Origin of the sequence: Acinetobacter sp. YH12040 (assembly GCF_013420005.1) — a bacterium.
GTDB classification, from domain to species: domain Bacteria; phylum Pseudomonadota; class Gammaproteobacteria; order Pseudomonadales; family Moraxellaceae; genus Acinetobacter; species Acinetobacter amyesii.
Window position 1 is genome coordinate 83,374 of record NZ_VOZB01000002.1, and the last position, 12,092, is coordinate 95,465.

9 protein-coding genes are annotated in these 12,092 nt (G+C 38.5%); 3 read left to right on the top strand and 6 right to left on the bottom strand.

What is annotated here, in order from left to right; all coding sequences use genetic code 11:
• Positions 1-150: 150 nt before the first annotated feature.
• Positions 151-507, top strand: a complete 357-nt coding sequence (locus FTT99_RS02650; protein WP_180129194.1) for a YbjQ family protein — start codon at positions 151-153, stop codon at positions 505-507.
• Positions 508-510: 3 nt separating this feature from the next.
• On the top strand, positions 511-954 hold the full coding sequence (locus tag FTT99_RS02655) for a YbjQ family protein (RefSeq protein ID WP_180129192.1): 444 nt from the start codon (positions 511-513) through the stop codon (positions 952-954).
• Positions 955-987: 33 nt separating this feature from the next.
• On the opposite strand, the gene FTT99_RS02660 is transcribed toward FTT99_RS02655, so the two are convergent.
• The 3 genes from FTT99_RS02660 to FTT99_RS02670 all read right to left on the bottom strand — a co-directional run bounded on the left by FTT99_RS02660 (position 988) and on the right by FTT99_RS02670 (position 3,601).
• Entirely contained in the window at positions 988-2,004 is a 1,017-nt protein-coding gene (locus FTT99_RS02660) for a hypothetical protein (RefSeq protein WP_180129190.1), read from the bottom strand.
• Between the two features lie 74 nt (positions 2,005-2,078).
• Positions 2,079-2,885, bottom strand: coding sequence for an SDR family oxidoreductase (locus tag FTT99_RS02665; protein ID WP_078191399.1), 807 nt, complete (start codon positions 2,883-2,885; stop codon positions 2,079-2,081).
• Positions 2,886-2,929: 44 nt separating this feature from the next.
• Positions 2,930-3,601, bottom strand: coding sequence for a hypothetical protein (locus FTT99_RS02670; protein ID WP_180114793.1), 672 nt, complete (start codon positions 3,599-3,601; stop codon positions 2,930-2,932).
• 184 nt (positions 3,602-3,785) lie between these two features.
• Here FTT99_RS02670 and FTT99_RS02675 point away from each other — a divergent pair, with 184 nt between their 5' ends.
• Positions 3,786-6,680, top strand: coding sequence for a valine--tRNA ligase (locus FTT99_RS02675; protein ID WP_180129188.1), 2,895 nt, complete (start codon positions 3,786-3,788; stop codon positions 6,678-6,680).
• Between the two features lie 46 nt (positions 6,681-6,726).
• Here FTT99_RS02675 and FTT99_RS02680 read toward each other — a convergent pair whose 3' ends face one another.
• The 3 genes from FTT99_RS02680 to FTT99_RS02690 form a co-directional block, all read right to left on the bottom strand.
• Positions 6,727-9,561, bottom strand: a complete 2,835-nt coding sequence (locus tag FTT99_RS02680; RefSeq protein ID WP_180161212.1) for an ATP-binding protein — start codon at positions 9,559-9,561, stop codon at positions 6,727-6,729.
• A 72-nt stretch (positions 9,562-9,633) separates the two neighbouring features.
• Positions 9,634-10,671, bottom strand: coding sequence for a molecular chaperone DnaJ (locus FTT99_RS02685; RefSeq protein WP_180126273.1), 1,038 nt, complete (start codon positions 10,669-10,671; stop codon positions 9,634-9,636).
• 117 nt (positions 10,672-10,788) lie between these two features.
• The gene (locus FTT99_RS02690; RefSeq protein ID WP_180161214.1) at positions 10,789-12,063 is read right to left on the bottom strand and encodes a glutaminase; all 1,275 of its coding nucleotides are present in this window, start codon (positions 12,061-12,063) and stop codon (positions 10,789-10,791) included.
• Positions 12,064-12,092: the final 29 nt, after the last annotated feature.

The following is a 12,092-nucleotide window of genomic DNA, read 5'->3' on the forward strand; positions in this document are numbered from 1 at the left end:
TTTGATTTAGCCTAGCCCGTAATATTTGAAAAGCTCACTTCGGTGGGCTTTTTCATTTTTAGATCGAAGCCTCAAAATAAAAATGAACATATTGCTTTTTGTTGAAGAGTTTCCTATCTTCAATTCATCTTTTTATATTGATAACTAAAAATGCTTTTAAGTAATCTTGAATCTGTTCCGGGTCATACCATTACACAACAACTTGATGTCGTTTATGGCAGTACTGTCCGCAGTAAACATGTTGGTCGTGACTTTATGGCTGGCCTAAAAAATATCGTGGGTGGTGAACTCAAAGGTTATACAGAACTACTCGAAGAATCCCGTCAAGAAGCCATGAGCCGTATGATTGATAAAGCACGTGCCTTAGGCGCGAATGCAGTCGTCGGCATCCGTTTTTCAACCTCAAATATTGCTCAAGGCGCCTCTGAATTATTTGTGTATGGCACGGCTGTTCGCGTAGAAGCCAACTCAGCAAAACTACTAGACCCATTTCCAACTCAGGACTAAGTCATGGATGCCTTTATTTTTAAAGTCCTGATCTTTGTGGTGCTCTTTTGTATTGGTTGGGGCTTCGGTCGCCATATCGAACAAAAGCATCTCAAAGAACTCGAAGCTCAAGAAAAGCGATTGGCGCATATTCAAATAGACAACAACCGCTTTAAAACTACTGAACATTTCGGACAACTGATTTCAAGTAATGTAGTGATTTCACATGATTATTTTAAATATGTGATTGCCAATATTCAGAACTTCTTTGGCGGACGTTTAACCAGTTATGAAAGCATCGTCGATCGGGCACGTCGTGAAGCCGTGGTGCGTTTAAAGCAAGAAGCTGAAAAGATGGGCGCAACGCAAATTATGGGCCTGCGTTTAAGCACCACTGAGTTGGGTATGCAAGGCGGCATGGTCGAAGTCTTTGCGTATGGAACAGCAATTCAAAAGAGAGAGATCTGATCTCTCTACTTCTCCCCAATTCATTTTTACTATTTAATTTACTTTACACAATGTGTTTTCAAACTCTTCATAACTCACATTTTCATTGCGACAAACTTTAAAACAAACTTCATTAAATTTCTTTTCATCAATATTTGGATCATGATAACTAAATGCAACATCTCCAGCATAAGCACGTGCCAGATCTTGCACCACAATGTCAGCTTTACATCCATATAAAGTTGGACATGCCTCTAATGTTCCTTCGTAATACTCTTTACACTGAGTCGGTTCGACATCCACCTTATTGGGTTTTTGCATCGACACATTTAAACCATTTTCATTCATTAGAAGAAAATATTGAAGTTTTCTAAATGGTTTTAAGTCAATCTCGAGTCCCGAATGATTGATACGAGCCAATTGATCTTTGTAAGAATTATGATCATCTGAGATTAACTCTGCATTACCAGCTTTGTCGATTTTGATAAAGCTATAGTTGACAGGCATATATGCGCCACTCCCCTTATGTGCAATCACTTCGATCAAATGATCTTTCGCAATAAATGCTCCCGTAAATACAGTCGATTCAACACTGGTCAGCAACTTACCTTTCACTAAAACACAATATCCAAAACATTGATCTTTGAATCTAGCCTGATCGCCTTTAAAATCATCAACAGGATGAAATTCAGCTCGCCATTTAAAATCACCAATTTTATTCGAACTATAAGGTAATTTATCAACATCTGAATCTTGAGGATTTTGACTGTAATACTCAGACTTCAATAATCCTTTTTCATCAAACAGTGCTTCGATCGGTAACCACCCCTCATTTGGTCCTCGCATAACAACTTCTGCACTCGCCGCTTCAACTTTAGGTTCAATCTCAACAGATTCAATAACGGGTTCTGATACAGTTCCTATTTCTTTTTCAGGCTTTTCGAGCGTTGACTTCTGCTCAATTTTTTGAGTTTTCTGTTTAAAATAAAAATATGCCATTGTACCGATTGCACCAATGATTGCGCACAAACTGATGGCTATTCCCCATTTGTTAAAATTATTCTTTTTCATTTCTTATAATCTCGTTACTCATTAAAAAAGTCACTGTTAAGAGTGACTTTTAAACTATTTAAACTTGATAAAATTTACTTCACTTTGGTTTTACGAATCATTTTATATAACGTTGTCGGTGATAATCGAGATACCCAAACACCGAGCTTTTCTTTAGAACCACCCACCACGATGTATTCTTCCCCACGTTGCAAAGATTGCACCACCGTTTCGGCAAACTCATTGGCTTCTAGACCATTTTCAATGGCTTCATCCTGATGCCCTTGTGGCTTGCCGGCACCATTGAGTGCATTAAATGAAACATTGGTTTTGACAAATCCGGGGAATATCACCGATACGCCCACCCCTTGATCCGCAACTTCCGCACGTAGACTGTTCGCCCACATATGAATGGCAGCTTTTGCAGCAGAATAGGTCGCGCGGTATTGTGTCCCTAATAAGCCTGCAACACTTGAAACAAAAGCAATTCGACCAGACTTTTGTGCTAAAAATGTCGGTAAAACGGTTTTGGTTAAATAGACTTGCGAAAAATAATCTACTTCCATGATGGCACGTTCAGTTTGCATAGTCGTATCCGTAATCAATGCACGCTGACTCAATCCCGCATTATTGATTAGCCAATCAATTCGGCCTTTATGCGCAAGGACTTGTTCATAAGCATGGCGAACTTGTTCTTCATTGGTAATATCTGCACACACTGAAAGATGCTGATCTGGATGTAATAATGAAACACGGACTTTTTCCAACTCTTCAAAACGACGTGCGGTCAAAATGACCTGCGCCCCTTGCAAAGCACATTCTTTTGCTAAAGCTTCACCCAAACCTGACGATGCCCCAGTAATCCACACCACTTTTCCGTTCAAATCATCACGTTTTGCCATTTTGACATCCTTTTAAATAACTAATTTATTCATTTATATGTATTTTATGCTTTACGTAGTACAGGCTCATTGTTCAAAAACACCATAAAATGATCAAAGTACTGACTCATCGATTGTGCATCATAAATTTTGCCGAGTTTATCGAAGCGTTTATATCCGAGTTGCGTGGTGAGATTGATGACACCGGTTAAAGTTTTATCCACCACCATATTAAATTTCAGCATTTTTTTTGGTTCTCGCACCAAATGCGTCACCCCGGCATCGACCACTTGTGTAAATGCCTTCAATGCGAGTGGGACATATTGATTCTGCCCTTCTTTCATTTGACTGACATAGGCAAGCAAGTCGGTGGCTAAAGAGGCATCGATCGGATAATGCATATAATGCTGACCATCTTCGCTGTAAAAACGTCCATATAAATAATTTACCATCGGTACAAGGCGGTCATTGCCAAAAAAAGACACCGACCACGGCATATATTTACGGGTCGTTTCACGTATTTGCTGAATAATTTTTTCGGATTCATTGTCTCCAGACTTATTCATGCGCGCCATTTGGCCAAAAACTTGATCTAAAATTTCACATGCAATATCCGCTAAATTATCCCCTAAGGCTTTGGACTGACTTTCTGTTTCACCTGCATTGAGTTTTTGATGAATCATCTCAAAACGTTGATATGTCGTAGGTTGAATCTTTAAAGAAATAGAATAAGTCATTTGATATTGCTCCTTTTATCTTAGTTTTGGGATCAATGGATACTTCTTATCTTAGGTCCTATCATACGGACTCTTTTATTTACTGCCAAATCCTAAAAGTTAACATTCGCCCAACATCCCTAATTCACCATTTTTTTTGCTACAATAGATCTAATTTTTTATCCACTTTTGATCTGTTTAGACTATGACTGATTCAGCGCAAAATATTGCTACGACCTACGATCCGACCGAGATCGAAAAAAAATGGTACAAGACTTGGGAAGAGAGAGGCTACTTCAAGCCATCTCAAAAAGGTGATTCATTCTGTATTATGATTCCGCCACCAAACGTCACTGGTAGCTTGCACATGGGTCATGGTTTCAACAATGCCATTATGGATGCGTTGACTCGTTATAACCGCATGTCTGGCAAAAATACCCTTTGGCAGCCGGGTACCGACCATGCAGGTATCGCAACGCAAATGGTTGTTGAACGTCAATTGGGTGCTGAAGGCATCAGCCGTCACGACCTAGGCCGTGAAAAGTTCATTGAAAAAGTGTGGGAATGGAAAGAACAATCTGGCGGGAACATTACCCGTCAAATTCGTCGTCTAGGCTCATCTGTAGACTGGTCACGTGAACGCTTCACCATGGACGAAGGTCTTTCTAACGCGGTTAAAGAAGTATTTGTTAAGCTACATGAAGAAGGCTTAATTTACCGTGGTAAACGCCTAGTCAACTGGGACCCTAAACTACAAACTGCCCTTTCTGACTTAGAAGTTGAGTCTGATAAAGAAGAAGCAGGTTCACTGTGGCACTTCAAATATTTCTTTGAAGACAAATCAATCCGCACCCATGACGGCAAAGATCACATTGTTGTGGCGACAACACGTCCTGAAACATTGCTTGGCGATACAGCTGTTGCGGTTGCGCTTGATGATGAACGCTATGCAGCGCTTGTTGGTAAAAACATTATCTTGCCAATTACAGGCCGTGCTGTTCCAATCGTTAAAGACGAATATGTAGACAAAGAATTTGGTACAGGCTGTGTAAAAATCACCCCTGCGCACGACTTCAATGACTATGAAGTGGGCAAACGCTGTGAACTTCCAATCATCAACATCTTCAACAAAAATGCTGAAGTTCTTGCTGAGTTTGAATACATCGCAAAAGCGGGCGAGCAAATTTCTAAAACCATTCCTGCACCTGCGGACTACATTGGTTTAGAACGTTTTGAAGCACGTAAAAAATTGGTTGCTCAAGCGGAAGCTGAAGGCTGGTTAGACCAAATTCAACCATATACCTTGAAGCCACCTCGTGGTGACCGTTCAGGCGTGATCGTAGAGCCGTTATTAACAGACCAATGGTATGTGAAAATTGCTCCACTTGCTGAGCCTGCAATTAAAGCGGTTAAAGATGGCGAAATTAAATTCGTTCCTGAGCAATACAGCAACATGTACATGGCTTGGATGAATAACATTCAAGACTGGTGTATTTCACGTCAATTGTGGTGGGGTCACCGTATCCCAGCTTGGTACGATGCTGAAGGTAACGTATTTGTAGGTCGTGATGAAGCTGAAGTTCGTGCGAAAAACGGCATTGCACCTGAAGTTGAATTGAAACAAGACGAAGACGTGCTTGATACATGGTTCTCTTCTGGTCTTTGGACATTCTCAACTTTAGGTTGGACTGGCGACGCTGCGAAAGATAAAGAAAACTATTTCTTAAATACTTTCCACCCGACTGATGTACTGGTAACAGGTTTCGACATTATCTTCTTCTGGGTTGCCCGCATGATCATGATGACCATGCACTTCATGAAAAATGAAGATGGCACACCGCAAGTTCCGTTCAAAACAGTGTACGTTCACGGTTTGGTACGTGATGGCGAAGGTCAGAAGATGTCTAAATCTAAGGGTAACGTACTTGACCCATTAGATTTGATTGACGGTGTTGACCTTGAAACTTTAGTACAGAAACGTACGACTGGTTTGATGAACCCGAAACAAGCATCGAAGATTGAGAAATCTACCCGTAAAGAATTCCCAGAAGGCATTCAATCTTACGGTACAGACGCGGTTCGTTTCACGTTCTGTGCGCTTGCCAACACAGGCCGTGACATTAAGTTCGACATGAAACGTGTTGAAGGTTACCGTAACTTTGCCAACAAGATCTGGAACGCTACCCGTTTCGTGATGATGAACTGCGAAGAGCAAGTGATTGGTATCGATGCTCGTCAAGACCTTTGGGAATTGCCTGAACAGTGGATCGTGAGCCGTCTACAAAAAGCGGAACAAGCGGTGCAAACAGCATTCGCGACTTACCGTTTAGACTTGGCTGCACAAGCAATTTACGAGTTCATTTGGAATGAATACTGTGACTGGTATGTTGAATTAACTAAGCCTGTTCTCAATGACGAAAACGTATCGGTTGAGCGTAAAGCTGAAGTACGTCGTGTGCTTCTTTCTGTAATGGAAGCGTCTTTACGTTTGGCTCACCCATTGATGCCTTACCTAACAGAAGAAATCTGGCAAACACTTGCGCCGAAACTTAACATTTCTGGCGAAACTATTATGCTCGCGCAGTACCCTGTTGCTGAGCAAGCACTTATTAACGACCAAGCTGAAGCTGATATGCAATGGCTGCAAGGTTTGATTGGTGCGGTACGTAACATCCGTGGTGAAATGGGTCTAGGTAATGCTCGCTTGTTGCCTGTTCTACTTCAGAACACCACTGAAGCTGAAAAAGCACAGATCACGCGTATTGAAGCTTTATTCACTGCGTTGGCAAAAGTTGAAAGCATTACCTTCCTAGCGGATGCTGAACAACCGCCATTGTCTTCTTCATCTGTAGTGGGTCACGTGTCTGTATTCGTTCCAATGAAGGGTTTAATTGACCCTAAAGCGGAATTGGGTCGTCTACAAAAAGACTTAGACAAGGTTCAAAAACAGCATGACCAAATTGCGACTAAACTTTCTAACGAAGGTTTTGTTGCGAAAGCACCTGCTGCTGTAGTTGAAGGTGAGAAAGTGAAACTTGCTGAATTTGCTGACCAGTTAGCGAAGATTAAAGCGAATATGGAGCAGATTGCGGCACTTTAATACTGTAGTTTGATTCAAAAAAATCCCCTCGAATGAGGGGATTTTTTTATGCATCCAAAATACTTTTTAAATGTGTGATCAATTTAGAATTAAGCTCTCGAATCTCTTCAATAGTTACTTTTTCATCTTTTCTATTTTCAAAAATCCATTGTATAAATTCTTCACTATGATCAAACCTATCATTTATCTCTATATCTTCATCAAATATATATGGTAAAACTAAAACATCATTACGACTATCTTGATAATGAAATCTATCAGGCCATTGAATTGTTGCACTAAAACCTAATTTTCTATATTCTCCCCACGCAGGAAATATTTTTCTACAACCGATCTCATAAAATCCTGACTTTATATCCAAATTTAATATTTTCTTTAAATAGCAATTTGAAACTGGTTGCATATCCTCTTTACTAAACAAATATTTTTTAACTGAGTTTTCTCTATAATCAACTTGATAATAAATATTACCTCTAGTCAAAATAAAAAGTATGATTTCTAAAAGCTCTTTATTTGCAGTATTTTTAAACAAATTATCAATAGAACCATTAGAACTATGACTATCAGATATTAATAACTCATTAATTTCATTACTCTTAACTTTTTCAATAAAATCAACTAGTTGAATTATATTATCTCCTATTAATAATTTTAATTTTTTTAAATCACTCAGCATTAAATCTGAAATTTTTTCATATTCACATAAGCCTACATAACAGGCAACTGCATATGGCTTTTCATCATCAGGAATAAACTCATATCTACTTCTAATATAGTTTTTTATTGCATCTTTTACTTTTTTTCCAATTTTACGCTTTACTTCTGCCAAAATTTTTTCACGATTAAATGTTAAAAATTCATCAGCACGCTCTCCATAAAAATCCAAATTTCCACTAAAAAAACTTAAGTAGTTATCAACATCAAAATCTTTAAAAAATTGCCCTCTAAAGTAGGTACTACTACGACTATAATGATAATCACCAAAATTAATTTGAGAAATCATTATTCCTGTTTCTTCATCATAAATATATTTACCATTATCAACCTTTTTGGTTAAAAAATTACTACCTATGGGGCTCTCAAAGAAAAATTTAGTTATACTATTTTTTATATTAATTATTTCATAATCTTTTAAATTAGAACCTGATTTAGTGAAATCATATTTTTTTAATTTATTAGATATTTCTTTTTCTCCAAATGGCAATGATATTCTTTCCGGAAAATCTTGAATTTTCAAATCAATAATAAATTTTGTACCGTAATCCATGGCAACTGACTTGTTAATTTTTTTTATTACTACATTTCCTTTATTTTTATTAAAACTGATTTTTAAAGTTTCATTGCTAATTATAGACTTAGAAACTATTGTAAATTTATTAGATAACAAATATGCACTTTGAATTCCGATTCCAAACATACCAGATGGTCTAAACCATTTTGGCATATCATTAATAGTTTTTATTTTTTTCTTATTTTTTCTTGAACCACCAACTTCAAGCATGAATTTCAAAGTGTCTCGATCGATACCAAGACCATGATCAGTAATCTCTAAAGTCCATATATCATCTTTTTTGTGTTCAAAATTTATTTCAATAGGATACTTAGCATATAAACTTTGAATTGATGAATCTAATGGGCTTTTTGCCTCATTAATAATTTTTGAATCTTCTAACCAAATTCTTTGCAATGTGGCATCAACAGCATTTTGTAAAATTTCTCGAATACTATCTACTTTTGATGTATATAATCCTGTACTACGTAATATTCCCAATACAGCATCTTGATTAATTTTAAAGTTGGGTTTTTTCCCCTTTTCTAAAATTAAGTATGGCTCTTCAATATCTACTTTTGGTGTTGTTAGAGTCGGTAATCTACCTAATTCTTTATTCGGTACAATTTCATTCCATCTTTGTGTTTGATTATGATATTCCTGCTGTAACCATGAAAACCAATCATGTGTCACCTCATAAGCATCAGGATTAGGACATACTGAATCTACTTCAATTCTTTCTGAATCTAAGCGTAAATGTCTAATTGAAAGATGTTTTTCATTATGAATATGACTTAAATGTGGCATATGACTCCCACACATATTCATCATTACAGGACAAAATCTATTATCATCTACATCTAATAAATCACCCATTCTAATCAAACAAGCTACATATCTAGGATGACAATCTTCCGAAGCCATTCCTGCTTCTGCATGAGGTAATTTCATTACATCATCAAAACTGTCGCCATGTGCACGACAAATATCTGCTACAACACGAAATAATCTATTAGGAAGTAACTCATTACGTGGCGAATCTAGACCTATTTCATGTAATGGATTTTGAACGATTTTAGCGGAGTTTTCAGGATGCTTTCTACGATACCATTCTGCAAGTAATTGAATATAATTATGAAAAAAAGAATGTGCTTTAGCTTGTTTAGGTAATACTGCTTTTTCTTTTAACCATCTTTTCGCAAAAGAATGTAATTCATGATCTTTATCATCTTTTAAACTTTTTACAAAATCATCAAACTCTTGAGAATTCATATCCTCAATTTGCTTTTGCGTGATCACCATTCCAATATCATGATTATAAGCTGACTCTAGGATTAACCATGTATCTGTCGCACTTAAATACTTAATCTTATCTCCTAACATTCGTTCAATATTCACAATAATTTGTTTCGAATGAGACGCATCATGACGGCTATAATGTGGAAAAATAGTATTTATATTTTGTAGTGCTTTGCTAATTAACTCTTGGTCAAATCTCCATTGAGATTCTAAAAGTTTTAAATGGGGATGCCGATTACAAGCCACTTCAAAATGTTTTTCTAAACTATAAAATTGATCATTTTCAATTGTTATATTTGAATATGTCCCCATTTCACCCTCTTAAATAAATTTAATATTTTTATCAACTTTATCATAATTTTAAAGAAATGAATCTAAAGGAAGCTATAGTACCCCATGCCCCAACAACATCTCCAACCCACTCTCTTTCCCCATAAAATTAAGTCTCTGCTTTTCCGCTTTAAGCTGTTGCTTCACCGCAGACACATCCGCATCAATCTGTTTATACAAATCCGTAATATTCAATTGCCCTTTTGATTTACTCACCGCAATTTTGGCTTTATTCGACCACACAAGTGAATCAATCAATTCCTGAATTTGTTTTTTTAAGGACTGACTTTGCGCTTCTAAAGCCTGTTGGTAAAACTTCACTTGCTCCGCAGTTAACCCTTTATTTGAACCGTTTTTACTTTGCTCAACTTCAAGTTGAAGTTTCAGTAAAAAGAACAAATCTTCCTGTTTATAAGCTTCATTGGCACGTTGTAAAAGCTCGGTCTTTTCAGCTTTTTTCGATTCATCAGGCTCACGGTCAGGGTGAATAATCGAGGCAATTTTTAAATACACTGTTTTCAGCGATTGATTCACCATCTTTTCAGCTTGTGCTTGTTTGTCTTGCTGACGTTTGAGTTTGGCTTGTTCACGTGCTTGTTGGTATTGGTCGCTATTCCAATCCTCATCAAAACTTTCTTCTTCAGCCTGAGTCTCGATATTTTCAGGCTCATCAAAGAATTCTACATTTTTCTTCTTGGATTTTTTCTTATCGTACTCGTTCGCCTGTACATAATAAGCATACATCTTCTCAACTTCATCCACCTGCTGTTGGTTCAGCATTCGAGAACCTCGCAGTAAACTCGCGAGCGCTTGGATTTTATCTTCAACAGTCGCTGTATCAGTTTTGCTTAAACGGTATAGATTCAAGCTATTCCACAAGGTCTGCATTTGTTCATACAGCGTGCTGTAAAGTTCACGATAAGCAGGCATGAGTGCCTTTTGGCTATAAGCTCGAATCTCGTCTTTGGCATTTTGCCATGCAACCAGCAATGCTTTTTGTTGTTCAATTTCATCAATTAAACGATTCAGCTTTTTATGCTGTGGCGAGACTTCAAGCACCGTCTGGTGCGTCGGTTTAAGTTCAAAAGACATACATAAAAACGTACAGCGAAAATATCATTATAGCTGAAAACACAATCTCCAAAGCAGTGCTACATAATGCGTGTCGTGTCGTTCATGCAGCATCGATTGGATAATTAAAAAAAACATTTAAGCAAAACGTTGTAAGTATTGTTCTAATTCCTCATGGCGTACAACATCATACCCTGCATGACTTCGACTTTGTTCCAAGAGATGTTCTGAGTCGATCACTACCACGCGATGACCATCCGCAATTAAACGATCTACACCTTCAAAGAGCATTCGGACACCAACATCGTGTATCAAAGAAATATTGGTCAGGTCTAAAACGATATGGTTAGTCGCAACAGGTTCATCCTCTAAGATCCGCAGCAACATTTCCGACTCAGTAAATTGCAATACGCCGCGCAGTTCATACACCACCACCAAATGATCACGGCCGCAGGTAAAGCGACTTTGGACGATCGTTTGCGCTGAAGGTGTTCCCTCCATGACATGCAGTCCCATGTCCTTAGACAGTCGTTCAAATATTTCGACGCCTCGAACACTATTACCATGTGTATCCAGTTTCGGACTAAAGACCGCCAGCCCAACCTGCCCTGGCAAAGCCCCCATGATGCCACCGGTCACACCACTTTTTGCAGGAATACCAACCGTTGTCAGCCAATCACCCGCAGCATCATACATGCCGCAAGTCATCATCACACTCAACACTTGGCGCACCACCGAACGTGACAGCAACCGTTTCCCTGTGGCAGCTTGCACACCACCATTGGCAAGCACACTGGCCATTTTTGCCAAATCTTTAACCGTCACTAATATTGCACACTGACGAATATAGCCGTTCACCACATCTTCAGGGTCTTCTTCAAGTACACCGACTGTGCGCAGCATGTAACCAATCGACAAATTTCGAAAAGCCGTCTTCACTTCAGACTGGTAAACCGCTTCATCAAAACTCAGCTCACGCCCTGCCAGTTCACTTAAAAATTCACGGAGTTTTTCAGCTCGGGTGCTGTGCTCGTCATGCGGTAATAGTGAATGTGTGGTGATTGCTCCCGAATTGATCATCGGGTTTTTCGGGGTATTGCTTTGTGGATCGAGTGCAATTTGATTAAACGCCTCTCCCGATGGCTCGACACCGACTTTTTGTAAAACGCTGTCTAAACCAAGATGACGAATCGCTAAGGCATAAGCAAAAGGTTTAGACATCGACTGAATGGTGAACTCGACTTCGTCATCACCCGTGGAATAAATCGTGCCATCTACGGTAGACAGTGCCAAAGCCAGTCTATTCGGATTGGCGTTAGCTAACTCAGGAATATAATCTGCCAAAGCTCCGTGTTGATTGGCATCGCAGGCATTGAGGACATGCTGTAAATAATCTGGAACAGGCGTTTTCATAAGGGCTATTTTTTGTTGTGTGCTTTTTT

What these genes read in the sequence shown, in the direction of transcription:
- FTT99_RS02650 (WP_180129194.1), top strand. Translation starts at nt 151, where the DNA reads ATGCTTTTAAGTAATCTTGAATCTGTTCCGGGTCATACCATTACACAA.
- FTT99_RS02655 (WP_180129192.1), top strand. Translation starts at nt 511, where the DNA reads ATGGATGCCTTTATTTTTAAAGTCCTGATCTTTGTGGTGCTCTTTTGT.
- FTT99_RS02660 (WP_180129190.1), bottom strand. Translation starts at nt 2,004, where the DNA reads ATGAAAAAGAATAATTTTAACAAATGGGGAATAGCCATCAGTTTGTGC.
- FTT99_RS02665 (WP_078191399.1), bottom strand. Translation starts at nt 2,885, where the DNA reads ATGGCAAAACGTGATGATTTGAACGGAAAAGTGGTGTGGATTACTGGG.
- FTT99_RS02670 (WP_180114793.1), bottom strand. Translation starts at nt 3,601, where the DNA reads ATGACTTATTCTATTTCTTTAAAGATTCAACCTACGACATATCAACGT.
- FTT99_RS02675 (WP_180129188.1), top strand. Translation starts at nt 3,786, where the DNA reads ATGACTGATTCAGCGCAAAATATTGCTACGACCTACGATCCGACCGAG.
- FTT99_RS02680 (WP_180161212.1), bottom strand. Translation starts at nt 9,561, where the DNA reads ATGGGGACATATTCAAATATAACAATTGAAAATGATCAATTTTATAGT.
- FTT99_RS02685 (WP_180126273.1), bottom strand. Translation starts at nt 10,671, where the DNA reads ATGTCTTTTGAACTTAAACCGACGCACCAGACGGTGCTTGAAGTCTCG.
- FTT99_RS02690 (WP_180161214.1), bottom strand. Translation starts at nt 12,063, where the DNA reads ATGAAAACGCCTGTTCCAGATTATTTACAGCATGTCCTCAATGCCTGC.